At 53.1% G+C, this 22,288-nt stretch carries 29 protein-coding genes; 13 read left to right on the forward strand and 16 right to left on the reverse strand.

Annotated features, from left to right (window positions below; all coding sequences use genetic code 11):
- Window positions 1-40 precede the first annotated feature (40 nt).
- Window positions 41-514, forward strand: a complete 474-nt coding sequence (locus AC3CB2_RS08880; protein WP_014283656.1) for a hypothetical protein — start codon at window positions 41-43, stop codon at window positions 512-514.
- A 161-nt stretch (window positions 515-675) separates the two neighbouring features.
- A complete protein-coding gene (locus AC3CB2_RS08885; RefSeq protein ID WP_014283655.1) occupies window positions 676-1,131 on the forward strand; it encodes a hypothetical protein in 456 nt (151 codons plus the stop codon).
- 87 nt (window positions 1,132-1,218) lie between these two features.
- Here the strand turns inward: AC3CB2_RS08885 and AC3CB2_RS08890 are convergent, their stop codons facing one another.
- The 4 genes from AC3CB2_RS08890 to AC3CB2_RS08905 all read right to left on the reverse strand — a co-directional run bounded on the left by AC3CB2_RS08890 (window position 1,219) and on the right by AC3CB2_RS08905 (window position 3,251).
- Window positions 1,219-1,485, reverse strand: a complete 267-nt coding sequence (locus tag AC3CB2_RS08890; RefSeq protein WP_352932844.1) for a hypothetical protein — start codon at window positions 1,483-1,485, stop codon at window positions 1,219-1,221.
- A gap of 221 nt (window positions 1,486-1,706) precedes the next feature.
- Entirely contained in the window at window positions 1,707-2,168 is a 462-nt protein-coding gene (locus tag AC3CB2_RS08895; protein ID WP_352932842.1) for a pyridoxamine 5'-phosphate oxidase family protein, read from the reverse strand.
- A gap of 424 nt (window positions 2,169-2,592) precedes the next feature.
- Window positions 2,593-3,051, reverse strand: coding sequence for a hypothetical protein (locus AC3CB2_RS08900; protein ID WP_352932839.1), 459 nt, complete (start codon window positions 3,049-3,051; stop codon window positions 2,593-2,595).
- A complete protein-coding gene (locus AC3CB2_RS08905) occupies window positions 3,051-3,251 on the reverse strand; it encodes a hypothetical protein (protein WP_014283653.1) in 201 nt (66 codons plus the stop codon). The genes AC3CB2_RS08900 and AC3CB2_RS08905 overlap by 1 nt, the downstream gene beginning before the upstream one ends.
- A 164-nt stretch (window positions 3,252-3,415) precedes the next feature.
- Here AC3CB2_RS08905 and AC3CB2_RS08910 point away from each other — a divergent pair, with 164 nt between their 5' ends.
- Window positions 3,416-3,805 (forward strand): VOC family protein, encoded by a 390-nt coding sequence (locus AC3CB2_RS08910; protein WP_352932836.1) that lies wholly within the window; start codon window positions 3,416-3,418, stop codon window positions 3,803-3,805.
- Between the two features lie 2 nt (window positions 3,806-3,807).
- Here the strand turns inward: AC3CB2_RS08910 and AC3CB2_RS08915 are convergent, their stop codons facing one another.
- Window positions 3,808-4,479, reverse strand: coding sequence for a helix-turn-helix domain-containing protein (locus AC3CB2_RS08915; RefSeq protein ID WP_352932833.1), 672 nt, complete (start codon window positions 4,477-4,479; stop codon window positions 3,808-3,810).
- Between the two features lie 108 nt (window positions 4,480-4,587).
- The gene (locus AC3CB2_RS08920) at window positions 4,588-5,763 is read right to left on the reverse strand and encodes a cupin domain-containing protein (protein WP_352932831.1); all 1,176 of its coding nucleotides are present in this window, start codon (window positions 5,761-5,763) and stop codon (window positions 4,588-4,590) included.
- Window positions 5,764-5,989: 226 nt separating this feature from the next.
- Between AC3CB2_RS08920 and AC3CB2_RS08925 the strand changes: the two genes are divergently transcribed.
- The gene (locus AC3CB2_RS08925) at window positions 5,990-6,811 is read left to right on the forward strand and encodes a class I SAM-dependent methyltransferase (RefSeq protein ID WP_352932828.1); all 822 of its coding nucleotides are present in this window, start codon (window positions 5,990-5,992) and stop codon (window positions 6,809-6,811) included.
- Here the strand turns inward: AC3CB2_RS08925 and AC3CB2_RS08930 are convergent, their stop codons facing one another.
- Window positions 6,812-7,474, reverse strand: a complete 663-nt coding sequence (locus AC3CB2_RS08930) for a Crp/Fnr family transcriptional regulator (protein WP_014283647.1) — start codon at window positions 7,472-7,474, stop codon at window positions 6,812-6,814.
- 97 nt (window positions 7,475-7,571) lie between these two features.
- Between AC3CB2_RS08930 and deoD the strand changes: the two genes are divergently transcribed.
- Window positions 7,572-8,300 (forward strand): purine-nucleoside phosphorylase, encoded by a 729-nt coding sequence (deoD, locus tag AC3CB2_RS08935; RefSeq protein WP_352932825.1) that lies wholly within the window; start codon window positions 7,572-7,574, stop codon window positions 8,298-8,300.
- Window positions 8,300-8,542: a uroporphyrinogen decarboxylase gene (locus tag AC3CB2_RS08940; protein ID WP_352932822.1), complete on the forward strand. Its 243-nt coding sequence runs from the start codon at window positions 8,300-8,302 to the stop codon at window positions 8,540-8,542. The genes deoD and AC3CB2_RS08940 overlap by 1 nt, the downstream gene beginning before the upstream one ends.
- Before the next feature lie 121 nt (window positions 8,543-8,663).
- Here AC3CB2_RS08940 and AC3CB2_RS08945 read toward each other — a convergent pair whose 3' ends face one another.
- Window positions 8,664-8,954, reverse strand: coding sequence for a hypothetical protein (locus AC3CB2_RS08945; RefSeq protein ID WP_352932819.1), 291 nt, complete (start codon window positions 8,952-8,954; stop codon window positions 8,664-8,666).
- Entirely contained in the window at window positions 8,951-9,373 is a 423-nt protein-coding gene (locus AC3CB2_RS08950) for a GFA family protein (RefSeq protein WP_352932816.1), read from the reverse strand. Before AC3CB2_RS08950 ends, AC3CB2_RS08945 begins: the two co-directional genes overlap by 4 nt.
- Window positions 9,374-9,483: 110 nt before the next feature.
- Here AC3CB2_RS08950 and AC3CB2_RS08955 point away from each other — a divergent pair, with 110 nt between their 5' ends.
- Complete coding sequence (locus AC3CB2_RS08955) at window positions 9,484-10,365, forward strand: LysR family transcriptional regulator (RefSeq protein ID WP_352932813.1); 882 nt, start codon at window positions 9,484-9,486, stop codon at window positions 10,363-10,365.
- Here the strand turns inward: AC3CB2_RS08955 and AC3CB2_RS08960 are convergent.
- On the reverse strand, window positions 10,343-10,861 hold the full coding sequence (locus AC3CB2_RS08960) for a hypothetical protein (protein WP_352932810.1): 519 nt from the start codon (window positions 10,859-10,861) through the stop codon (window positions 10,343-10,345). The genes AC3CB2_RS08955 and AC3CB2_RS08960 overlap by 23 nt on opposite strands.
- A gap of 63 nt (window positions 10,862-10,924) precedes the next feature.
- On the reverse strand, window positions 10,925-11,815 hold the full coding sequence (locus AC3CB2_RS08965; RefSeq protein WP_352932807.1) for a LysR family transcriptional regulator: 891 nt from the start codon (window positions 11,813-11,815) through the stop codon (window positions 10,925-10,927).
- 126 nt (window positions 11,816-11,941) lie between these two features.
- Here AC3CB2_RS08965 and AC3CB2_RS08970 point away from each other — a divergent pair, with 126 nt between their 5' ends.
- Window positions 11,942-12,934, forward strand: coding sequence for a zinc-dependent alcohol dehydrogenase family protein (locus AC3CB2_RS08970; RefSeq protein ID WP_352932804.1), 993 nt, complete (start codon window positions 11,942-11,944; stop codon window positions 12,932-12,934).
- Window positions 12,935-12,991: 57 nt separating this feature from the next.
- Here the strand turns inward: AC3CB2_RS08970 and AC3CB2_RS08975 are convergent, their stop codons facing one another.
- Window positions 12,992-13,444 (reverse strand): Lrp/AsnC family transcriptional regulator, encoded by a 453-nt coding sequence (locus AC3CB2_RS08975; protein WP_008548611.1) that lies wholly within the window; start codon window positions 13,442-13,444, stop codon window positions 12,992-12,994.
- 120 nt (window positions 13,445-13,564) lie between these two features.
- Between AC3CB2_RS08975 and rocF the strand changes: the two genes are divergently transcribed.
- Window positions 13,565-14,491: an arginase gene (rocF, locus tag AC3CB2_RS08980; RefSeq protein ID WP_352932801.1), complete on the forward strand. Its 927-nt coding sequence runs from the start codon at window positions 13,565-13,567 to the stop codon at window positions 14,489-14,491.
- 34 nt (window positions 14,492-14,525) lie between these two features.
- Complete coding sequence (gene ocd / locus AC3CB2_RS08985; protein WP_008548748.1) at window positions 14,526-15,554, forward strand: ornithine cyclodeaminase; 1,029 nt, start codon at window positions 14,526-14,528, stop codon at window positions 15,552-15,554.
- Between the two features lie 139 nt (window positions 15,555-15,693).
- On the opposite strand, the gene AC3CB2_RS08990 is transcribed toward ocd, so the two are convergent.
- On the reverse strand, window positions 15,694-16,482 hold the full coding sequence (locus AC3CB2_RS08990; protein WP_352932797.1) for a hypothetical protein: 789 nt from the start codon (window positions 16,480-16,482) through the stop codon (window positions 15,694-15,696).
- A gap of 253 nt (window positions 16,483-16,735) precedes the next feature.
- Between AC3CB2_RS08990 and AC3CB2_RS08995 the strand changes: the two genes are divergently transcribed.
- Entirely contained in the window at window positions 16,736-17,041 is a 306-nt protein-coding gene (locus tag AC3CB2_RS08995; RefSeq protein WP_054783082.1) for an NIPSNAP family protein, read from the forward strand.
- A gap of 26 nt (window positions 17,042-17,067) precedes the next feature.
- On the opposite strand, the gene AC3CB2_RS09000 is transcribed toward AC3CB2_RS08995, so the two are convergent.
- The gene (locus AC3CB2_RS09000; protein ID WP_352932794.1) at window positions 17,068-17,670 is read right to left on the reverse strand and encodes a hypothetical protein; all 603 of its coding nucleotides are present in this window, start codon (window positions 17,668-17,670) and stop codon (window positions 17,068-17,070) included.
- A 359-nt stretch (window positions 17,671-18,029) separates the two neighbouring features.
- On the opposite strand from AC3CB2_RS09000, the gene AC3CB2_RS09005 reads away from it, so the two are divergent.
- Window positions 18,030-19,016 (forward strand): nucleoside recognition protein, encoded by a 987-nt coding sequence (locus tag AC3CB2_RS09005; protein WP_352932791.1) that lies wholly within the window; start codon window positions 18,030-18,032, stop codon window positions 19,014-19,016.
- A gap of 115 nt (window positions 19,017-19,131) precedes the next feature.
- On the forward strand, window positions 19,132-20,286 hold the full coding sequence (locus AC3CB2_RS09010; RefSeq protein WP_352932788.1) for a nitroreductase family protein: 1,155 nt from the start codon (window positions 19,132-19,134) through the stop codon (window positions 20,284-20,286).
- Here AC3CB2_RS09010 and AC3CB2_RS09015 read toward each other — a convergent pair.
- Together AC3CB2_RS09015 and AC3CB2_RS09020 are read right to left on the reverse strand one after the other, a co-directional pair.
- Window positions 20,283-21,422 (reverse strand): hypothetical protein, encoded by a 1,140-nt coding sequence (locus AC3CB2_RS09015; protein WP_352932786.1) that lies wholly within the window; start codon window positions 21,420-21,422, stop codon window positions 20,283-20,285. The genes AC3CB2_RS09010 and AC3CB2_RS09015 overlap by 4 nt on opposite strands.
- Window positions 21,423-21,558: 136 nt before the next feature.
- Window positions 21,559-22,287: an MBL fold metallo-hydrolase gene (locus AC3CB2_RS09020; protein WP_054783000.1), complete on the reverse strand. Its 729-nt coding sequence runs from the start codon at window positions 22,285-22,287 to the stop codon at window positions 21,559-21,561.
- Window position 22,288 lies beyond the last annotated feature (1 nt).

Raw genomic sequence — 22,288 nt, forward strand, 5'->3', positions numbered from 1 at the left:
CCCGACGCTCTTGCATTTTAATTCGGGATTGGAACGCAGAATGAGACGCTATTTCACGACAGGCCTGTGCCTGATTGCCATTGCTGGTTTGGCGGGATGTCAGACAACGACGCCTGGTCAGGGTCGCCTGGGTGGTAAAGACGTTCAGTTTGAAGTGACCGAGAACTTCTTTGGCGGTGGTGGCGCAGCGACGACTGCCACTCTGCCTGATGGCGAAGTGTTTACGGGCAAGCTCGTTACAGCGAAGAGCGAGACCACCAACGTTGGTGAGAGCGACTTCGGCGGCTTTGATGATTTCGACGACTTCGATGATTTTGACGGATTTGATGACGGGCCGTTCCTTGTCTCAACCTTCTCGACCACTTACAGCCCTTATGCGCGTGGTGTGCTGTTCAGTGCCAAGCGCAGCATGCGCTGTGTCGTGACGCTTTCCAACCCAGCCGGTGGCTTCTCTGACGGTGGTGTCGGGCAGTGTAAGCTTTCCAATGGCGGCACGTTCCCAGTGGAGTTCTAGAGAGCGAAATCTTTTCGTTACTGTGCTTTTTGTGATTGCTGGTCTCATAGCCCCTGACCTACAGCCGGTTCAGGGGCTTTTGGCTGTGGTGACTGTGGTGCTTGAACTCATTTTCTGACAGCCGAACCCGACATTCAATTATTCGGGATTGGTGAATTACAATGAAGACTATTCTAAAAATCGGTGTGTGCGTTGCTGCATTTTCAGCTTTGGTGGGCTGTCAGTCGACCACGACGGGGCAAGGCCGTGTTGTCAGCAAGGATGGCAAGAACTCTCAGAGCGTGACGTTTCAGGTGACCGAAGAGTTTCTCGACAATGGCGCAGCCTCTGTTGTGGCGACACTTTCCAGCGGTGAGTTCTTCACCGGTAAGCTGGTGACTGAGAAGAAGCAGACCGAGAGCGTTGAAGACGGTTTCTTCTATGAAGATGACGACGATGACTTCTTCACCTCCAGCTCTTCCACCACCTACAGCTCCAAAGCCAAAGGCGTGCTGTTCAGCGCTGCTCGTTCCATGCAGTGTCAGATCACCCTAAGCAACCCAAGCCTCGGGTTTGCGGATGGCGGCGTTGGCCAGTGTAAGATTTCTACTGGCGAGACTGTGCCGGTCCAGTTCTAAGCACACCGCTTCGAAAAAGCCTGAGAAGCACATTGCCTCTCAGGCAAGTTCAGCAGAGGTTATGCCTCTGCTCACTCTCTATGCTTGTTAGGTTTTGGTGAGGTTCAGCGTGCAAGGATCGAGCAACTCCGAAATCTTCTCGCTACTTCCCTGCACATCTTCTATGTGGCTGCGCACAGTATCAAACAGCGTCAGCAACGCTTCATATTCCTGCGTGTGCTCCATGCGCTCACTCATCACCACGCTCATTGAATAAACCAGATTTTTGAGGTGGCTGGATGAAAATTGAAGCTTATCCACTTCATTGCGAAGGGACATATGGGCACTTTTCTCATCTTCAGTTTTGGTCATCATTAAGCCTTCTCTGTTGGCTTGTTGAACAAACCACTCGACAGAAAGCTTTCGACAACCCACTGGCGAGCGGGAGGTTCGAAACCTGACAGAGACAGGCGGGTTTATTCCCCCGCAAAGGGTATTGTATTCACCGCCCTCCCGCCCATAAGCGACGGTTGCGTATAGAGAACCAACTCCAGACACAGAAAACATAAGATTGCAGTTACTTCACGCGATAATCTCTAATGGACGACCTTGTTGATCAGATCAATGCCGTAGGCCTGCTCACCATCGAGGATAGTACCTTCTGAAAGGGTAATACGCAGTACGATTGAGTTAGGGTTTTCCTCATCACCTTCTTCATCAAACCATTTGAAGATATTTTTGAACTTCGCTCTAATTTCCGAGTTCCTATCAGCTTTCACCCACCCGAGATTCTCAGCAGTTCCCTGAAAAGAAAAACCTTCCATACCGCAAACAGAAACTTCGTTGTTCTTCTCTATTTGCAAGGTTTTGTTTTTTCTTGCGTCAGTAGAAACATAAAACACGCCATTTTCATAGTAGGCGCAAACCATGCGGGTTGAAGGGCGGGGTTTGCCGACTTCCTTTTCAGATAAGGATATTGTCGCGAGGGCAATAATCACTTCCTTGTCGTTTCCGCAACGCGTTTCAATAAGTTTGATGGTATCTTCGTACTTACTCATTTTCGAACACCTCCAATTATTGGTGTTTCTTTCAGAGGACATAGCTGAGTGCTTGTTTCAGCGTTCCACTGCTTTGTATAAGCTTGCAATCAAAGCTATACGAGGCCCTAAAAGTGGGCACCTTATCAAGCTAGTTTGCTGTTTCATATTCCTCCGGGCTCTGGTGCCCAAGAGATAGGAATAGGAGTTCACGCTCATGTCAGGCAATCTGTAGGGTCTCTAACCTCCGTACAGTTACCATCGTGATGCATAGAGCTCACAAAAAAGCTTAAGCTCATCTCCACTAGCATCAAGCCCAAATCGCACCTCTCGCACAGGTTATTCAATCGCTTACATGCAACCTTTTCGCGATTCACTGTCGTGTGGTGAGGACGTTTCAAGCAGGGTATTGTGAAGCGCAAGCTATCTACGCTTTCCACGCTCCTCACCCCACCTTCTCCGGCATGCCTTTGCCGTTGTTCCACCAGCGGTTTGGGTTGGTGCTGTTGGGGTTGTAAGCGGCGCGGCTGGCCCAGTCTTCGCGGAGGAAGATGACGGGTTCTTCGTAGTGGTGGACGTGGAGGATGGCGTCCATGACTTTTTCGAGGATTTGCAGGTCACGCTCAATGGAGATTTTGAGCTCCACCATGGGGTAGGTCTCTGTCATCCCTGCTTCGAAACCATCTACGTGGGTTGTGGTGGTGGAGTTTGGTTCTGGCTGAGAGGTTTCCTTGCCGATTGCGGAGATGCTTGCGTTGCGTTGGTAGCGGCCAAAGCTGAGCGGGTGCACTTGCATGACGGCATCCAGGATGCGGTCCGTGTCTTCCGGCAGTGTTTGGATTTCAATTGTCCAAACCGGCTCAAAACGGCCTGATTTGGCCTTGTATTCAGATAGATCGCTCATCATCCCCTCCCCTCATTGTTGTCCTGCGTTTTGCCGCGAAATGTGCCGTAGAGCCCTACGATGCCGACTGCGCTAATCAGCAAGCCTGCGATGACGTTGAACAGGGTGCCTTCATAAAACGCAGTGTAGGCGAAGTAAGCGCCATAGCCGCTGATGAAGCAGGTGATCAGAACGTACAGGACTTTGCGGAAATTGCGCATGAAGCATGCCTCGCTCGCTGGCAGGAACCTGAGGGAGCCTAACAGATTCCCTCGTATTTGCATCCACGAGTGATCAGAGAGCTCCTTCTGAAAGTGTCGCTTTTTTTCAATACGCGTGGGTTGTGGCTAGTTAGGTTTCTTCTCAGGAAAACAGGAGAGATTCCATGCACTTGAAATACGTCATCATGTACGTTGAGAACCCACGCGAGACTATCGACTTTTATTGCAAAGCCTTTGATGTGGAGCCCGGTCTGATCACCGAAGAAGGTGATTATTGTGAGGTGAAAACCGGAGAGACAACTCTGTCGTTCTCCTCCTTCAAGCTGATGGAAAGCCTTGGCAAAAATCCTTCGCATGCAGATGCGAGTAATCCGTGCTTTGAGGTTGCCTTCCAGACTGAGGATGTGGCTGGCGGCCTTGCAAAAGCGTTGTCCGCAGGTGCTGAACTTGTGCAGGACGTGAAGGAAGAGCCGTGGGGGCAAACGACCTCCTATGTGAAAGACATGAACGGGTTCCTGATCGAGATTTGTTCGCCGGTGACGGCTCCGGCCTAAATTTAGCCAAAGGCGACGGATTGGGCTTGTTGCTTAAAGCTTGTGTTTGCGGCGAATTGCATGGGCGAGACGCCGAACCAGCGTTGGAACTCACGGCTCATGTGCGCCTGATCAGAGAAGCCGTTGTCGAGGGCAAAATCGGCCCAACTATCGGCGGCTTCAATACGGCGGGCAGCTTTGCGGATGCGGGCAAGCTGACGCCAGTAGACTGGTGAACGGTTGGTGTGGCGCGCCAAGGTGCGCTGCAACGTTTTGAGCGTCACCCCCAACGCTCCTGCGGAGGCGGCAATGGATACTTGCTCCTCCGCAATACAGCCCAGTGCTTCAGACACACGCGTGTTGAGACGGGTGTGGTCTGCGAGCAGATGATAGATGGTTGCTTCATCCCATGAGCCTAGTCCCTTGAGCTCAGCGAGCAATGCTGGCTCATTGACCTGTGTGCCCGGCTTGAGGCGGAAACCGATCATGCGGTTTACAGTGATGCGATCGGTTTGGTGGGGTTCGTCAAACAGCTCAGAGACTTGCCAAACGGGGCGAGAGCCTTCCACTTCTGTGACAATCAGATCCCGGCAGCCATCTGGCAGAATCGGGCCGGAGACGCCCAGTTGTCCGGAATGATGCCAGACCTGAGCGAGCGTTTCAGGCAAAGACGTGCTGGTTTGATTTTGCTGCACACCTTCCCTCCCTTGTTCGCTTCGTGGTCCGCCTTCAGCAATTTGCCATCAGATCAATGGGGGAGCAAACAGATTTACTCCCAAAACTTGATCTCTTTGGCTCTATGCTTATCCCTCCTTAGTGGCGATGAAAACATCTCGTTTCGGAAACTGTCTGACAGCTCTGGATTGCTGATTGAAGTGCGCTGTCAGCAGGTAATCCGGATTGCTGGCAAGCCATTCTGACAGGTCGATGGCCTGATACTCACCGGTGTTAAAGGCAATCAGAATGCGCGCCTTTTCTGTTCCTGTGTTTTCAATGGAGTGGCCGTAGCCTTGCGGGATATAGCCGACATCTCCTTTACTCAGAGTTTCAATGGCATAGCGGCCTTTGGCACCGAACATGGTGACGCTGATGCTGCCTTCCATCACATACTGCCATTCATCCGCATTGGGGTGCCAGTGAAGTTCTCTTAGCGCACCTGGATCAAGCTCCAAAACAAGGCCGGTGATGGTTGTTGCAATGGGGAACTCATTCTGGCTGACACGCCATATACGTCCACCCTTGCGCGTTACCTTGGGCTCTTGTTTCAGGAGGCTGTATTTGTGCGCTTCCGGAGTGGGATTGAACTCCCCCTGATGCGGAAGTGTTGGTTGCTCCGGAGGGATGACGCCGTTGACAAAGTAGGCTTCTGATTTGGGGAAGTTGTCGAACGCGCTTTCTGGCATCCCAAGGTTCTTTGCCAGCAGGTTCTTCGGTGTATGGCCCAACCAGTCGGTGATGCTGAAGGTGCCGAACTCTGAGAAGTAGCCGTTATCAAAGATCAGAATGAAGTGGCAGGGTTCATCCCCCAGGCATTGGATGGAATGCCCGTGGCCTCTTGGAAAGTACCAGACGTCACCAGGTTCAAAATCATCCGTTGCAGATTGACCGTTGGGATTGATGACTGTGGTTCGGCAGCGGCCATCCATGACGAAGGCCCACTCTGCGGCAGTTGCGTGCCAGTGCAGTTCGCGGGCAACTCCCGGTTCCAGCTTCATGGACACACCGGCAATGCCAGTTGAGATGGGGAACTGTTCTACAGTGGCCTCTTTGCCAAAGCTGCCGCCATCGACGCGTCCGGTGGTTTTCTCCAGCTCAAACTTGAATCTCGGGAGTTCTTTGTTTGCCAGGTCTGGTTCGGGAACGTTGTTCCAGAATGGTCCTGATGGATACTCAGCTGCGGAGGCTTGTGTCGCCACTGCTCCGCCAACACCTGCTGCCATGGCAGCTTTGAAAAAGTCCCGTCTTGATGCGCCAGACATGATGCCTCCCTACGATCAGGAAATGCAGCGCGCACATATTATCACGGTGTGGTTCGTGGGCAATGGTGAGATGGTAGGGCATCTCGCAAGCAAGGCGAATTGCTGGCGTTAGTGTTAATCAGTCGTGCCCAGCCAAAGATTACGGATTTTCATTTGAATGCGGCTTGTATTGCGAGGAAAATAGAGCTTGTAGGGCAACAACTTGCTGCGCCCTTCTGATTTCCTGATGCCTATTGCAAAGATTGGATCGCTCATGTCTGTCGATGTTACTCAGCAATACAAGACCAGCTCAAATCTTAGAACCCGCGCAAACCTGCACCGGCGTTATGCCAATAAAAACTGGTTTGAGTGGGCTTACAAACATATGGGATTTCGCGAAAACATCAAGATCGCAGACATCGGGTGTGGCACGGGCTGGTTCTGGACAGCCAATCAACATGTGTTGCCAAAAGGGCTGGATGTTTCATTGCTCGATCAATCCGCGCAGATGGTGGCTGAGGCCAAAGGAACGCTGGAAGCGCTTTCTGCCGTGCAGCGTGTTTCCGGTTACGTTGAAAAGGCTGAGGCAATCCCGTTTGAGGATGCTTCCTGCGATGTGGTGATGGCGATGCACATGATCTATCACCTGTCGGATCCCGATAAAGCCATGGATGAAATGCAGCGTATCCTGAAACCAGATGGGCAGCTTGTCATCTCGCTTAACAGCCCCTCCAACCTGAAGCAGATTTATGAGATCAACAGCCGCGTGTTTGATGTGGCTCCAGTTGACCCCTCCACTGTGATAGCACCACCTGCTGACGTTGCCGGCCAGCTGCAGCAGCGTTTCAACTCAATCACCCTGCTGACCTATAAAGACATCTACGAGATTGATGACGCTGAGACCGTGTTCGCAACCCTGACGTCCTACCCTCCCGGCAATGAGGCGACGGAGGCACAACAGACTCAGCTGCGTGCTGAGATCAATAAATGTCTGGAGGAGCACCACGGCGTAATGAGCTCACCGCATGAGGTGCTTTTGCTTGTGGCGCAGGAGCCAAAGGCGGTTTGATTACCGCTCTTCTTCATCGGAGAGGTAGCGTTGTAGCTTATCTTTGTTGGCGACTTTGAGTTCGCGGCCTCGTTTTTCGACGAGGCCCAGTTCGATCAGTTGGCTGACGGCACGGCGATAGACGCGTTCTGAGCAACCGAAGCGCTCAGCCTCCCGGAAAACACGCTCAAACTGGATTGGGGGCTTGTTGCCCAGCTCGCGGAGCATCAGGTCTTTGGCGATGTTGTAGGCCAGCGGGTACATGAAATGCGATGTGACCCGATCCATCACGCCCTGATAGGTGTCTGCCAGACATTGGCTGAGCCAGATGCCCACATGCGGGTGCTGAACCAGTAACGCTTCCAGCTCAGCAATCGGGATAACGCGGACGCTCACCGGACCATCGCAGCGGATATCGAACTGGATCGGCTTGCCGGTGAGGAATTCAATCTCTCCGTAGAGGCGATCCTCTATATTGAAACGGCCATGACTGAAGCGTCGCCCATTAGCTGCGGTGTAACTGACCGTGCAATATCCGTCGTCTATCCAATAGAGGTGCTCAAGGGTCTGGCCTTGCCGGAGGAGGTATTCTCCCGGCTCCATATGGCGCAAAAGGAACGGGCCAGATTTGATCCATTCCAAGACTTCCTTATGTCCAATTTCAGCGAGCGATTTAATTGTCATTTTTGCATTATTTAATTCAGAGATGCGGACAATTGTCCTGTTTTTGAATCGGAGATATTTCTACCTTTCTCCTTGCAAGCTGCATAGGAGAATCTTGATGACACCGCATATCAACGCCCAGACTGGAGACTTTGCTGAAACAGTCCTCATGCCGGGTGATCCGCTTCGCGCAAAGTATATTGCAGAAACCTATCTGGAAAATGTACGCGAAGTTACTAACGTGCGTAACGTGCTTGGTTTTACTGGTGAATACAAGGGTAAACCACTTTCCGTTATGGCGCATGGTATGGGTATGCCATCCATCTCGATCTATGCACATGAGCTGATCAACTTTTACGGCGTCAAGCAGCTCATCCGCGTCGGCAGCTGCGGTGGTGTTGATGAAGAGCTGAAACTGCGCGATCTGATCGTTGCGACCAGCGCCAGCACCAACTCCGCGATGATCCGTGATCGCTTTGCAGGCTATGACTATGCTGCTGCACCGGATTTTGAACTGCTGAAGGCCTGTTCTGAAGCTGCGAAAGGGCTCGACCTCTCGCCGCGCTTCGGCAACATTCTCTCTGGTGACCTGTTCTACGGTTCCAATCCAGCTCTGCTGCCAGCCATGCAGAAAATGGGCGTTCTGGCAGTGGAAATGGAAGCTGCGGCTCTGTTTGCGATTGCTGCAGAGTTCCGCGTGAAAGCACTTTGCGTGCTGACCGTTTCTGATCACCTGATCACTGCAGAAGAGACTTCCTCTGAAGAACGCCAGACCAGCTTCAACCAGATGATGGAGCTCGCTCTGGAAACTGCTTATGCAACAACACCTGATATGGCTGACGCATAATGAATATGGAACTTGTAGGCTATCTGGCCTCAATCACCGTGATGACTTCCCTCCTGATGGGCAACGTCCTGTGGCTTCGTGTGATCAACATGATCGGTTGTATCCTGTTCACCATCTATGGTGTTGCAGTTGATGCTTACCCGGTTGTTTTGCTCAACGGCATGTGCGTGTTCATCAACATTTACCACTTGGCAAAATTGAGAAAGCAACAACAACAAGCACTTACGCCAGTAGAAGCGTAAGGCACTCGCCCCCATCAAGCCAAGGTATTTGTAAACTCAAGAGCCCTGAGCGTCCTCCAAGACGCGCTCAGGGCTCTTTTTCTTTTTGTCAGGCTGGCTCAGGCTGCAGCAGCTTGCATATTCAGCTGGCGCCGCTCTTTAGGCCACTTTCAGCTGCGAAAACGTGATACAGCAGGGTGACATTTTCGGCTGAGGCTGCTTTGCCGAAGGTGAGCTGCGGGTTTCCAGCTTCATCTGAGGCTAGCTTGTAGAGCACTAAATATCTTGCTTCGAGAAAGCTTAGAAATGCCTCGGCAGTGTCATTTTCAGCAAATGTAAGCTGTATTCCCAGATGTGGGTGTGACGTCACCTTTGGCTCCACAGATGCCAAGGTTAAAGTTTGATCGTCTAACACAAACTCAGTTTCCGTCATTGCACCACTTTCAGATCAACCGACATCCAGACCTGGTCCCAGCGGTTTAGTCTTTCTTCTGGAGAGAGTGAGGCTGGGGAGACTGGTTGTGCTGGGGGCAAGACTGGGTAGTCTTTGAGGAGTGGGGCGCGGACAGCACCTTTGAGTTGGTCGTTTATCTGGCAGGTGACGGCAATCATATCGTTGCAAGCTGGGCAGAACAGGATGGTTGCTTGTCGGCTTCCCTGCTTTTCTTCAGTGAGTGGCTGCGATGCTTCGATGAGAAGCTCCCCTTTGGGGTGAGACAGATAGATGCCATCGTGTTGGGTGCAGTAGTCGCAAGAGCATCGGCGAGGTGCGTACTCACTGAGAGGCTTCTGCAGTTTCAGCTGCACGTGCGTTCCACCGCAGGAACATTGGCCGTGGCTTATCTCATGCATTGCGATGCCTCTTTGCTCGTTCTTCCATCCCCAGAAGGTATCGTTCTGCCCGCACTCATTGAAGTTTATTTTCATTATGGTCTATTATTCACTTCATGAATTTAAGCAGTATGGATCTCAACCTGCTTCTGGTGTTTGAAGCGGTTTACTCAGAACGCAATCTGACACGGGCGAGCAAGCGGCTGAACCTGACGCAGCCTGCTGTCAGCAATGCGCTGCGTCGTTTGCGGGATGCTTTTCAGGATCCTCTTTTCATTCGCACTGCGGACGGCATGGTGCCGACAGATCTGGCAGAGCAGTTGGCTGGTCGTGTTCTGGATGCGCTGGAAATGCTGCGCAGTTTTGAAAGTCGCGAGAGCTTTGATCCCGCAGGACTTACGCGGGATTTTCGCATCTCCATCAGCGACTATAATGGCATGCTGGTTTTGCCGCGTCTTTTAAAGGCGCTGGCTGAGCAGGCACCTGGTGTCAGCATCACCACCTCACAGATACAGCGTGCCCATGTGAGCGAGCACCTCAGTACGGGGCAAGTGGATCTGGTTCTTGCCCCAAAGCAAGACGTCGCTAACCTTTCCTATGAACCTCTGTATTCCGACGATTATGTGGGCGTTGCTTCAGCACATTGCGGGCCTGAGAGTAGCCAGATGTCACTGGAGGAGTATTGCCAGCGTGAGCACCTGCTGTTTTCGCTGGAGGGGTATGGTAGAAGCACCGTGGATGTTGCTTTGTCCAAGCTTGGCAAGAAGCGCAAGGTGGTGTTGCGCAGCTCTCACGTCCACACGATACCTCATGTTCTTGAAGGCTCATCATTCATTGCGACCTTGCCGCGCCTCATAACGCTGGACTATCTGAAGCGGTTTGAGCTCACCAGTTTCAGCCTGCCTTTTGAGCTGAAAGGGCATGAAGTTGGATTACACTGGCATGCAAGGCAGCATCACGACCCAGCTCATGAATGGCTGCGCGGGTTGATCAAGGAGCTGTTTGCTCACTAGCGGCTTGAGCCTCTAGGATGCGTTTATAGTAGATTTCACCTCGTTCGGCGGCGAACATATCAACGATGAGGCCTTGTGTGGCAAGCATCAGCAAGGTCACGCCGATGGCGTTGGCGTGGGCATTGCTGAACAGGAAGAACAAGGCGAGGCCGCCCAGAGCGAATGCGATCGCGAGGGGGTATGTGATGCGGAAGATCTTCTCAAACCCTTCCACTCGCTGCTTTTCTTCAGCGATGAAGCCAGCAGGGTCTTCGTGGTACTGCTCTGCGAACGTGGTTATGCGCTGAGTGTTGTTGACCACTCCAAAGATGCCCGTTGTGAAGCCAATGGTGCCCAGCACGATGAGTGGGATCATCATAGCCTTGGCGCTTGGTGTGGAGCCAAACCAGCCGAAAGCAATGCCGGAGAGCAAGATGACTAAGCCTGCGGTGCCAAAGATCGATGCTTCCAGAATTTCGCCTTTGCACCATTGCAGCGTGTAGTGAATGAAGTCCATCTGGCCCTCGCAATTTCGTTGCGGCACCATTTAAGTGAACATCGTTCTCTTGTCAATTGCGGGTTAACTCGCAGTCCTGATGCTTTTGGTGATGTAGTCCATGAAGACTTTGATTTTGGGCAAGATGAGTTCCCGTTTCAGATAAATAGCATAGGTAGATGTCTGCTGGCCGTGGGGGCTGAAGGTTAGGTCTGGTAGCACCTGAACCAACTCCCCTGCCGCCAGTTCCCGGCGCACGGCCCAGTGTGGAATGAGGGCCAGTCCTCCGTGGTTCAGGATCAGTTGCTTCTGCCCGTTGACGCTGTTTGTTTCCAGAGTGTCACTTAAGGTAAGTCTCTCAATTTTATCTGAGATTTGGAACCAATTGGCCCAGCCTGCATAGCCGTATTTGATCGCGCGATGTTCGGTCAGATCCTGTGGAGTTTCGGGAGTCCCTGCTTGTTTCAGATAGGTCGGGCTGGCGCAAATGATGAAGTTGTTTGGCAAAAGGTGACGGGCAATAAGAGAGGAATCTGCCAGAGTTCCACTGCGGATTGCCACATCAACACCTTCCTCAATCAGGTCCACGACCCGCTCGGTCAGCTCAACTTTGATCTTCAGTTTCGGATACTCCGCCATAAAGGCCGGAACCAGCGGCAAGATAACGGTTTCGCCAAAGCCGACGGTGGAGCTGATGGTGAGCGTGCCTTGAGGCTCCTGCTGCAAGTCACTGATTGCGCGTTTGGCTTCATCAAGGTCTGAGAGGATCTGCCGGGAGTAGCTGTAAAACCGCAGGCCTGCCTCGGTGGGAGAGACCTTTCTTGTATTTCGGTTGAGGAGACGCACGCCGAGTTCTTCTTCAAGGCTGGCTATCTGGCGGGAGATGGAGGATGGCTGCAAATCAAAGCGGCGACTGGCTTCCGTTATGCTTTGCTCCTCCATGACGGCGTTGAAGTAGGCAATGCGCTTCATCATGGTGGCTTCCTCCTGTCTCAGGCAATCATTATTGCCTTATACGCAAAAATGATTTGTTTACAGCCGCATTGTTCTGCATCAGCCGCAAAAATAAGGTCGCCTCACCCATAACGAGTGAGGCTTCTCATGAAAGCGATGATTTTGAACGGTCTGGGCGCAAGCGATGTGTTTGAGCTGGCTGAACTGGAAAAACCAATAGCCACTGCCGGGCATGTTGTTGTGAAAGTTTGCGCAACGAGCGTGAACCCGTTGGACACAATGCTACGGTCCACTGAAACACCGTGGTCGGAAAACCTCCCGCAGGTTCTGCATGGCGATGTTGCTGGCATTGTTGAGGAAGTTGGCGAAGACGTTACACGCTTCAAGGTTGGTGACCGCGTGTATGGCTGCGCGGGTGGTGTGGCTGGCATCAATGGCGCTTTAAGTGAGTACATGCTGGTTGATGCGGACCTAATGGCTCACAAACCCAACTCATTGACCATGAGACAGGCAGCAGCGCTTCCGCTGGTTTCTATCACAGCTTGGGAAGCACTGGTGCAGAAGCTGAAGATATCCGCCGATGACAAGGTGTTGGTTCACGGCGCGACAGGTGGAGTTGGTCATATCGCCGTTCAGCTGGCAAAAGCGCTGGGAGCGGAGGTGACGACCACATCCCTTGCCAAAAATCTCGCAGCCGCTGAAAAGCTAGGCGCAGATCATGTGGTGAATGCAGAGGAGACATCCGTTGCGGAGTATGTTGGTCAGCACACCGGCGGCGAAGGGTTTGATGCGGTGTTTGATACCATCGCTGGTGAACACATTCAAAAGAGCTTTGAAGCGGCTCGCATGAACGGCGCTGTTGCTACAATCCTGCCGATTGCTGATGTGTTGCAAGTGGCATTGAAGGGGTTGAGCTTCCACAGTGTTCTGATGCTAATTCCGATGGTGACGGGCAAGAACCGCCGCGTGCATGGTGAGATTTTGGAGCAGATTGCCAAGCTGGTGGATGAGGGCAAAATCGCTCCGCTGCTGGATGAGACGGAGTTCAGCGTGTTGGACGTCTCCAAAGCCCATGACAGGCTGCAATCCGGTGAAGCTCTTGGCAAAGTTGTCATGAGCGGCTTCCACGCGGAAGCCTGACGCATAAATGTCGCCACCAGTGCGCATCAGATGCACTGGTGGTTTCCTGTTGTCCCTCTAATCCAGCAGAACGTTACGGCGAGCTTCGCTGGTGCGTTTTGTGGAGAGGAGAAGGTTGGTTTCACTGGCTGAGATGCCGTCAATCAGGCGGATGCGACGCAGTACATCATCAAAGTGCACCAGCGTGTCCGTGCCCAGCTCCAGGATCAGATCCCACTTGCCGTTTGTGGTGTGCAGAGCGGAGACCTCGGTCATCTTGTTGAGCTGGTTGACGATGCGCTGGGTGCCTTTGCCCTCGATCTTGATCATCATTATGCCACGAACAGGTTGTTCAAAGACATCTCCCCGCAGCACGACTGTGTAGCCGAGGATATCACCAGCTGATTTCAAACGCTCCATGCGTGCGCGCACCGTTGAGCGAGATATCTTCAGCTCAAGGGCTAGATCAGAAACACTCGCCCGCGCATTCCTACGTAGTATCGCGATGATTTTTTGATCTATATCATCCAAAGTGCGTAACCTTACTTACCATTCTGGCCAATGCGACCACCATTTTGATCACAATGCCAGCTTTTTACCGCCACTTCCACAAGGATAATACCCCATATTGGAATTAAACGGGAAGTGGGAATGAAGAATACCGTTGTGCTCGTAGGTGCACCTGTACAGACAGGAACCAACATTCAGGGCTGCGTGATGGGCCCGGATGCTCTGCGAACTGCCGGACTGCAAGGCTCCCTTGAGGCACTGGGCTACTCCGTTATAGACCGGGGCAACATTTTACCAGAGGCAAGTCCTGATCGGGTTCATTCCAACAGCGCTATCCACCATTTGAGTGAGACAATCAGCTGGACAACTAAGCTGCATGATGTGGCTCTGCATGAAATGCGTGAAGGGCATCTGCCGGTTTTCCTTGGTGGTGATCACTCCATGGCGGCAGGCACCGTCAGCGGTATTGCCCATGCGGCGGCAGAAGCTGAAGAAGAGCAGTTTGTGCTTTGGCTGGATGCGCACCCGGATCTCCATAATCTGAGCACCACCAGTAGCGGTAATCTGCATGGCACGCCCGTGGCTTATTTCTGCGGTCTTCCCGGTTTTGAGGGGTATTATCCGGAACTGAAGACAGCGATTAAGCCAGAAAATATCTGCATGATGGGTTTGCGGTCCGTCGACAATGCAGAGCGGGCTGCCTTGCAGAAAACCGGTATTGAGACCTACGACATGCGCCGGATCGATGAGAACGGTGTGGTCAAGCCAATCAATGAGTTCCTGGAGCGTGTGAAGGCAGCCAAGGGCCGTCTGCATGTGAGCTTTGACGTGGACTTCCTCGATCCGGATATCGCCCCTGCGGTGGGCACGACGGTTCCTGGTGGCGCGACCTTCCGTGAAGCGCATCTGATCATGGAGATGCTCTGTGACAGCCAGCTGGTGACTTCGGTTGATCTGGTGGAACTGAACCCGTTCCTGGACGTCCGCGGACGCACAGCAACCCTGATGACGGATCTGGTGTGCAGCTTGTTTGGCAAGCAGGTGCTGGACCACCCAAACCGCGCCTGATCTCAGTCACATAATAAAAGATAGGTATCCCCATATGGTCCAGTTCGTAAGCGTTTCTAAAATTTTGGATTTGGTCAACAAACACGGTGTCGAGAATGTCCTGAAGGGCATGACCGAGTATGTGGAGCAGGATTATCGCCGCTGGCCGCTGTTTGACAAAACACCTCGTGTTGCAAGCCACTCCAAAGTTGGCGTGATTGAACTGATGCCGACCAGTGATGGGGAGCTTTACAGCTTCAAGTATGTGAACGGTCATCCGAAAAACACCAAGGAAGGCAAGCAGACTGTCACAGCTTTTGGCATGCTGGCAGATGTGGATACGGGCTATCCGTTCTTCCTTTCCGAGATGACGGTTCTGACGGCTCTGCGAACAGCTGCGACCTCAGTGATGGCGGCGAAGCATCTGGCACGTCCGGATTCCAAGACCATGGCGATCATCGGCAATGGCGCTCAGTCTGAGTTTCAAGCGCTGGCGTTCAAAGCCGTGATGGGCATTACCAATCTGCGCCTTTACGATACGGATGCGGAAGCGACGGAGAAGTGTGCGGCGAACCTTGATGGCAAGGGTTTCACCATCACCATCTGCCGCAGCTCTGAAGAGGCGATCACCGGTGCGGACATCATCACCACCGTGACCGCGGACAAGCAGAAAGCCACGATCCTGACCGACAACATGGTTGGCTCCGGCGTGCACATCAACGCGATTGGTGGCGATTGTCCTGGCAAGACCGAGCTACACAAGGACATTCTGCTGCGTTCCAAGATCTTCGTGGAGTTCCCGGAACAGACCCGCATCGAAGGCGAGATCCAGCAGCTGGACGACGACTATCCGGTCGTTGAGCTTTGGGAAGTAATCACCGGCGGTGCGGAAGGCCGTACGAGCGAGCGCGATATCACGCTGTTCGACTCCGTTGGCTTTGCCATCGAGGACTTTTCCGGCCTGCGTTACATCTACGATCTGGTGAAGCAGGACGAAACAACCCAGGACCTTGAGATGATCGCTGAACCAGCTGATCCACGCAATCTCTTTGGTCTTCTGGAAGTAAAACAAGCTGCCGAGTAAGAGCAGCGGTCATCATTAAACTTTCCCTTGCCCGGGGTTTGTAAGCGCCTGCCCACCTAGCAGGCGCTTCTTTTTTGCCTTGTTGGCTTTTGGACTGAGCAAAGGCCGACGGTTAAGGTTCAGCGCGGCTCCTGATCAATTACAGGAGCGTCTCAATGTGAACTCTTTGCGCTTCTTCCCAGATTGCATCAATGAAGATGCTGATGGTCTCGCGCAGTTGAACGCTGTTGTTTGGATCAACCTGTTCAGCAAGAAGCTCATCAAACAATCCTGCTTCCACAATTCGGCCTTCCACGGTCTCTGCAATTTCAGGCGTGTACTTTTCTGAGATAAACTGCGTGATCACATCGAGGGTATCCACGGCGGCCTGCCTGATCTCATTGTCAGGGACAGAGAAGTTTCCTGTCAGCAAGTTTTCCGGAAGCACAGAGGCCACGTCATGGTTTTCTGGTATTGCTGCTTTCGCGTCGACTTTTGCAACAAACGCGGCCGTGTCCTCATCTAGCCCAGTGCCGTTAGAACTGGACGCTGCATATTTTGCAGCTGTCACTTCGTGCTCGGAAATTAACACGGCGAGTGGATCGCTGTTCAACTTTTCATCTGCGTAGTGAACACCGGTTATGACCTGCCTTGACGTGAGGCTGTGGTTTTGGCCAGCTGTGAAACCGCAGGCGTTGCAGGCCTTTTCGTAGGCTTGTGTTCCAAGGGTTGCACCATACTTGTCCTGAAGGGCAGTCCGGAACGCTCCCTGATCTGCTGCTTTTTGAGAATCCAGGTTGCCCTGCAGAGCAAGCCAGGACACAAACCGCCCCTTAACTGACGTGCTTGCCAGACGGGGGAGTACGTCTCCGCCTTCGACTGTCAGCTTTTGTGAGGAGGCTGTATTGGTCGCGATGGTCTGGAAGTTACTCAAGCTTACTGAAGTCATAGTGCTCATCCCATTCTGCTGGTCTCTGTTTGCAATGGGATCAGGCTAACGTTAAGTCAGAAGCACTCCTGTTCTGTTCATCACAGCGACCCTGACACCTCAATCACAACTCTGTCAGGGAGGCAAAAACAGCGCGCAAAACGTGGATATGATGTGAGCATCTACCTTAAATGCAACCTTGCTGCTGTAACCTCTCTGAACTACACCTAACTCTTTCCGTGTGACCTCACATTTTCGAAAAGGCTGTGCTGCTGTGATTACCTGTTATGTGCATTATGAGTTGGAGCCGGGGAAGGTTGCTGAGTTTGAGCATTATGCCAAGCTTTGGATTCCGCTGGTGGAGAAGTTTGGCGGGCAGCATCATGGATATTTTCTGCCTCATGAGAGCGCAAATGATCTGGCGCTGGCTCTGTTCTCGTTTCCATCCCTTGCAGCCTACGAGCAGTATCGCAAGGATAGCATGAAGGATGAAGACTGCCAGAAGGCCTTTGCCTATGCTGAAGAGACACAATGCATCCGCCGCTATGACCGCCAGTTTTTGCGGCCAGTGCTGAAGTAACTCAGTGAGTGGAGCCAGAGGCAAAGCTACTTAGTAAACTTCATCGCGTACTCGACGACCTTATCGCCAGCGATGAGCAGTTGGAGTTTTTTGGCGTCTCGTTTGACCTCTATAGGGCATTTCTTTGAGGCTTCCGCTTTGATTTCCGTGAGCTTTTTGTCGAGGGCGGCGAGTTCGCGTTCGGCTTTTCGGAAGTCATCCCGCTTTTTGCTGGCTTTTTTCCAATGAGGGGCCAGCTTTAGCAGGTTTTGTTCAGCGGCTTCATAGTCCGGATCGTTATTGAGCTTTTGAACATCGCCCTTGTTTCTCTTGCGCGCTTCATTCATCTGGGCGACCAGCTTGTTGTAGAGCTTATCCAGATCATCAAAGCCGCTGCTTTCACGTTCCAGAGAGTTTTTGAGGCGCGTGAGCTTTCCGTGTGCTTCTGAAACCTTGGAGACCTTCGGTGAGTCTTCGACAGCTGCTTCGTACTTTTTGTCGAGGAAGGTCTTGCTGCCCAGTTCTTTGTCGAAGTTGGTTATATCCACCCGGCTAATACTGTGTTTGTGGTCCATCTTCTGCTTAAGATCAGAGAAACCACTGCGAAATTCAGCAAGGTTCTTGAAGGTTTTCAGGGTTTTTCCGGCCATTTCTGTCACCTGTTTTTGCTCTGGCAAAACGCTAATGCAAAACAAGCAGGCCCAAAAGAAAGAGGTCTTCCGTTAGTTAAGCAAAACAGAACCGGAGATGACAAAAGCAAGCGGTGCGATGTGCGCATTTACTCCTGTCGCGGCATCAAGACCTTCGAAGACCTTCAGCCAAGCACACTCATTCCTTTGAGAATTTAAAGTGGGAGGGTTGAGTAAAATACTATTTCCTCAAAACCTGAAATATCCTAGTAGTTTTGCAGGGCATTACAGCAAGGGCCTGCCCCTTTTGATTTTCCCATCCCCATTCCTTAGAGCGCTTTGAGCAACACAAAGCGCATGCGCAGATTTGGTTTGTCAAAATGAATAGCTACATCGCTGCTTGTCAGAAGATCGCGAAAGACTCCGTTGGCTTGTTCTGGATTATGGTCAAGACCATGGTTCCAGTGATGATCTTCGTGCGCATTGGCATGGAGTTTGGGCTGGTTGATTATCTGGGCGTGGCACTGGAACCACTGATGGGCCTGATGGGATTGCCAGCTGCAACCGGTCTTGTGCTGGCCGTTGGTTTGTTGGTGGGCACTTATTCCGCTGTGGCCGTAATGATCAGCATTTTGCCGCTGGTAGCGCTGAGTGTGGCTGATGTAACGGTGCTGCTTTCCGTTGTTTTGATCGCCCATGCCCTGCCATTGGAACAGAGCATTTCCCGCCGTGCTGGGATAAGCTTTATTTTTTCCTCCGGTCTGCGGTTTGTGGTGGGCATTGCCTACGGCATAGTGCTGAATCTGTTTTATTCTGCAGGTGGTTGGCTGCAGCAGCCGATTGAGCTTTCTTGGCTGCCTTATACGCCAACCATTGAAGAGACCTGGCTGGAGTGGAGCTACTCCAGTGCTTCCCTGCTCTTCAGCATGTTCTGGATCATTCTGGGGTTGATCATCTTCCTGAAACTGCTTGAGCTGTTGAAGGTGACGGACCTGATTGGCTGGCTGCTCTCGCCTTTGCTGCGCATTATGGGCATCAGCAAGGCGGCAACGCCAATCACCATGGTGGGTGTGTTGCTTGGGCTTTCCTATGGCGGTGGCCTCATCATCAAAGAAGCGCAGGAAGGTAAGCTTTCTTCGCGCGATGTGGTGCTGTCCCTCTCCTTCATGGGCATCTGTCACGGCTTGATTGAAGATCCGCTGGTGATGATGGCGTTTGGTGCACACTGGTCCGGCGCACTGGTTGGTCGTTTTGTGTTCTGCGTTGCGGCGATGGCGCTGATTGGTCGTCTGATCCAGATGATGCCAGAGGATGCGTTCAACCGGTTCCTCTATCGCCCTGCCAAAACAGCCAAGGCGGTTGGCTGATCTTCACCCTTCTTCGTGTTCTTGAGGTGTAGTTACGTTTCAGGAACACGGCTCGCTTAAGATGTTCCGCAGTGAGCCGGGCTGGCATGGTCTGGCCTGAATGCGGAACATGTGTATGAGCGAAACGCCTCCTCAAGAAAAGCACACGCCAAATGAGGCCTGGTTTGAATCCCGGTGGTGGTGGCGGGTGAAGATGTGGCTGCAATGGACCAGCTGGCTGCAGTATCTGCCCAATCTGGTGGTCGTACTGCTGTTGCTGGTGCTCGCAGGACTTGGCGCACTGATTGGGTGCTGGCCGCTTGTGCTGGTGGACCTGCCACTTGTTCTTGCAGCGCTGTTGTTTCTCAATCTGATCTTCGATGTGGTGACGGTTCGGTATGGCTATCACCCGGAAGAGCCGCTGCCGACCAGCCTTGAGCATTTGGATGCGTTTGAGGTGATGCGGGCGCGGGTTTCGTGCCGGTCTTTTCAGAAGCGGTTGATGAGCGAAGAGCATCGGCAGATGGTGCTTTCTCTGGCAGAGCAGAACAGCAGGCCAGAGAACTGCTTGAGCCCCTCCCCCATTCGCTTTGAGTATGTCGACAATCCGCTGGTTGTTTGGCCTGCGGTTGGAACGCGCGAGTTTCTGGTGGCCATTGCACCGCGTGAGTATCACGAGATGGCTGTGGTGGATGTGGGGCGCAGTTTGCAGAAGGTGGTGATTGAAGCCACGCGGCAAGGGCTGGCGACGTGCTGGATTGGGCCGGGCGCTGACCATAAGAGTATCATCAAGCACCTGGGTGCGCGGTTTGATCCTGAGAAGGACCACATCATCTGCGTTTGTGCATTTGGGTATCGGTCCCGTTACATCCCTTTGGCCATCCGCCTCATCCTGAAAACACAGCAGCATCGGTTGGATGTGCAGAAGCTGTTTTATGCGGACACTGGCTTTGCCAAACCGCTGAACACGAACGCGCGGCCTTATCGAGAGTTTGGACGGTGTTATGAGGTGTGCCAGTGGTCGCCGTCTTCCTACAACGCACAGCCAACGCGCGCTGTTGTGTTGGCTGAGAATGCGAAGATACAGCGGGTAGATTTTTGTGCGGCGACGCAGTCGCGGTACTACGCCATGGTGGCGTTGGGGATTTGGCTGGCGAACTGGGAATGCGGGTGTGAGGCGCTTGGCAAGGCGGGGCGGTTTGAGCAGCTTGCGCCAGAGATGCGCGGCAAAGAGCCATTTCCGGATTTGCCGCGCTATATCATCTCATGGGTGCCGAAGGAGGCCCCTTAAACCCAGCGTACGTGCTTTGTAGTGTCGCTGGTGGTGTCGCCAGCTGGTGGGCTGGCGTGTTTTTGCTGCGGTGATTTCAGCTCGCTCAACGCATCCTCAATGATATCATTGAAGCTCTCCACCGTGATGGTGCTCAGGAACGTCTCATCCTCCCGCTTTTCAATCAGCCTTTCGATCGCGAGGTCCCGGATTGGGGGGATGTTGGCTGCGAAGTAGGTGCCTGTCGTTTCATTCGCCCAACTGACACCCGTCACGCCATGTTGCTCGGCCAGCGCGGGGAAGTTCTGCCAGGTCAGCTGACGGTTCAGGTCGTGGATGGCGTCCTCTGCATTTTCCGGCAGGGAGCGCAGGAAGTTTTGCTCAGCGTAGTTCCAGACCTGTTTTTCGAAGCGTTCAACTGCGATCTTCATTGGGTGAGGCACCTCTGAGATTTTCAGAGCCTCTCCCTTTTCTACGGGCCGTTGATCATGCAGCACATCGCGGTAGATGCCTTGCAGCAGCTCCTTGCTCCATGCCTTGGAGGTGGCTTCCTCTGCTATGAGAGGATCATACTTCTTGGCAATCTCCGTGCTGAGACGGGCCATCAGCTCCCGTTCCACATGGAAGGGGTTTCGCTCTGTGTACTTGCTATCGGCGCGGGCGGCGAAGAGTTCGGTGTTGCTCTCCGGGGTCTCAATGATCTCGCTTTGGAAAGATGGAATGGTCTGATGCTCTTTGTTCTGTACCAGTCCGTTGATCGAGTTGCGCTTTACATCTTCAGAGAGCGCTTTGGTACGCACTGCGGAGCTTTCATCGCTCAGCACCCGGCGCTCTGCAAAGGTGACGCCTTCCAGCACCTGTTTGGCCGTCAGGCTGTGGCTGTTGCCGTCATTTTGGTCGCAAGCCCTGCATGCCGCTTCATAGGCTTTCTCGCCCAGCGTTTTGCCGTAGTGGTTGGTGAGTGCCAGACGGAAGGCGCCCTGATCTTCCTGCTTCTGGGCTTCTCCTGCCGCTTGCTGTTTGACCCAGGTGACGAGCCTGCCTGCGATTGCGGTGCTGGAGTGGGCCTTCACCTGCCCCTCAGCAACCGTAAGCTTGCCATCCTGCGGAATGCTGTGTGCGGTAGAGACGAAACTGTTCAAACCAATCGCTGTCATTGTCCAACTCCCATGGTGTCAGCGGCCCGGGCAATCTGCCCTCCCGCCTTTCAGAGTAGGTAATGGTTTTGCGGGTGACTGTTCTGACCGTCACAGGAAATGACTGGATTTCGTAAGTGCAAATACGCAGTTAGCGTTATTTGTCGTGCTCCTTCAGGAAGGCATCTATGATCTCGTGCAGGCGTTTGCCGTCGAAGCTGGGAAAGTGCCCACCGTGGATGGTGCGGACCGGGAGGTCGGCCAAGCGCTTCATGCTGGCGATGTAGTCTGCCATGTTGGAGTGGTAGCAATCTGTCACCAGCGGCCCATCGTAGACGATGTCTCCGGCGATCAGGGTTTCGGTTGCCTTCTCCCACAAAGCGATGCCACCCGGTGAGTGGCCGGGTGTATGGATGACCTCGAAGTGACGATCACCGGTGGAGAGCACTTCACCGTCTTCCAGCAGGTGGCTGGCCGGTGCTGGTTCAACGGCATATGCGGAGGACTTGTAGGGTTCTGGCGGGAGGGCATCGAAGATATCATCCGCAACACATCCTTCGACCAGCGTGTTCTGACGGGTTGGGTGGGCGAGCAGATCGGCCTCTGCCTTATGGACCAGACGGTTCGGAAATTCGTGTTGGCAGCCGATATGGTCAAAGTGGGTGTGGCTAGCAACGGCCATCACGGACTTTTCGGAGGTCAGTGCCACATGCTCCCGCAGACTGACAACGCCCATGCCGCTGTCCACCAGCAGGTCCTTATGGCGACCGCGCACATGCCAGATGTTGCAGCGGTAGAACTGCTTGATGTAGGGCTCATCAATCAGCGTAATGTCATCTGCCAGTTTCGTGGTGCGATACCACTTCTCCGCCGGAATGCGTTCCACC

It is taken from the genome of Pseudovibrio sp. SCP20, from assembly GCF_057774105.1.

Bases quoted from the DNA above. Each gene is read 5' to 3' on its own strand.
- AC3CB2_RS08940 (WP_352932822.1), top strand. From the start codon at position 8,300: ATGAATATGGAACTTGTAGGCTATCTGGCCTCAATCACCGTGATGACT.
- AC3CB2_RS09010 (WP_352932788.1), top strand. From the start codon at position 19,132: ATGAGCGAAACGCCTCCTCAAGAAAAGCACACGCCAAATGAGGCCTGG.
- rocF (WP_352932801.1), top strand. From the start codon at position 13,565: ATGAAGAATACCGTTGTGCTCGTAGGTGCACCTGTACAGACAGGAACC.
- AC3CB2_RS08905 (WP_014283653.1), bottom strand. From the start codon at position 3,251: ATGCGCAATTTCCGCAAAGTCCTGTACGTTCTGATCACCTGCTTCATC.
- AC3CB2_RS08895 (WP_352932842.1), bottom strand. From the start codon at position 2,168: ATGAGTAAGTACGAAGATACCATCAAACTTATTGAAACGCGTTGCGGA.
- AC3CB2_RS09000 (WP_352932794.1), bottom strand. From the start codon at position 17,670: ATGGCCGGAAAAACCCTGAAAACCTTCAAGAACCTTGCTGAATTTCGC.
- AC3CB2_RS08920 (WP_352932831.1), bottom strand. From the start codon at position 5,763: ATGTCTGGCGCATCAAGACGGGACTTTTTCAAAGCTGCCATGGCAGCA.
- deoD (WP_352932825.1), top strand. From the start codon at position 7,572: ATGACACCGCATATCAACGCCCAGACTGGAGACTTTGCTGAAACAGTC.
- AC3CB2_RS08945 (WP_352932819.1), bottom strand. From the start codon at position 8,954: ATGACGGAAACTGAGTTTGTGTTAGACGATCAAACTTTAACCTTGGCA.
- AC3CB2_RS08955 (WP_352932813.1), top strand. From the start codon at position 9,484: ATGGATCTCAACCTGCTTCTGGTGTTTGAAGCGGTTTACTCAGAACGC.
- AC3CB2_RS09015 (WP_352932786.1), bottom strand. From the start codon at position 21,422: ATGACAGCGATTGGTTTGAACAGTTTCGTCTCTACCGCACACAGCATT.
- AC3CB2_RS08900 (WP_352932839.1), bottom strand. From the start codon at position 3,051: ATGAGCGATCTATCTGAATACAAGGCCAAATCAGGCCGTTTTGAGCCG.
- AC3CB2_RS08960 (WP_352932810.1), bottom strand. From the start codon at position 10,861: ATGGACTTCATTCACTACACGCTGCAATGGTGCAAAGGCGAAATTCTG.
- AC3CB2_RS08925 (WP_352932828.1), top strand. From the start codon at position 5,990: ATGCCTATTGCAAAGATTGGATCGCTCATGTCTGTCGATGTTACTCAG.
- AC3CB2_RS08885 (WP_014283655.1), top strand. From the start codon at position 676: ATGAAGACTATTCTAAAAATCGGTGTGTGCGTTGCTGCATTTTCAGCT.
- AC3CB2_RS08910 (WP_352932836.1), top strand. From the start codon at position 3,416: ATGCACTTGAAATACGTCATCATGTACGTTGAGAACCCACGCGAGACT.
- AC3CB2_RS08950 (WP_352932816.1), bottom strand. From the start codon at position 9,373: ATGCATGAGATAAGCCACGGCCAATGTTCCTGCGGTGGAACGCACGTG.
- AC3CB2_RS08890 (WP_352932844.1), bottom strand. From the start codon at position 1,485: ATGATGACCAAAACTGAAGATGAGAAAAGTGCCCATATGTCCCTTCGC.
- ocd (WP_008548748.1), top strand. From the start codon at position 14,526: ATGGTCCAGTTCGTAAGCGTTTCTAAAATTTTGGATTTGGTCAACAAA.
- AC3CB2_RS08930 (WP_014283647.1), bottom strand. From the start codon at position 7,474: ATGACAATTAAATCGCTCGCTGAAATTGGACATAAGGAAGTCTTGGAA.
- AC3CB2_RS08990 (WP_352932797.1), bottom strand. From the start codon at position 16,482: ATGACTTCAGTAAGCTTGAGTAACTTCCAGACCATCGCGACCAATACA.
- AC3CB2_RS08970 (WP_352932804.1), top strand. From the start codon at position 11,942: ATGAAAGCGATGATTTTGAACGGTCTGGGCGCAAGCGATGTGTTTGAG.
- AC3CB2_RS08965 (WP_352932807.1), bottom strand. From the start codon at position 11,815: ATGATGAAGCGCATTGCCTACTTCAACGCCGTCATGGAGGAGCAAAGC.
- AC3CB2_RS08880 (WP_014283656.1), top strand. From the start codon at position 41: ATGAGACGCTATTTCACGACAGGCCTGTGCCTGATTGCCATTGCTGGT.
- AC3CB2_RS09005 (WP_352932791.1), top strand. From the start codon at position 18,030: ATGAATAGCTACATCGCTGCTTGTCAGAAGATCGCGAAAGACTCCGTT.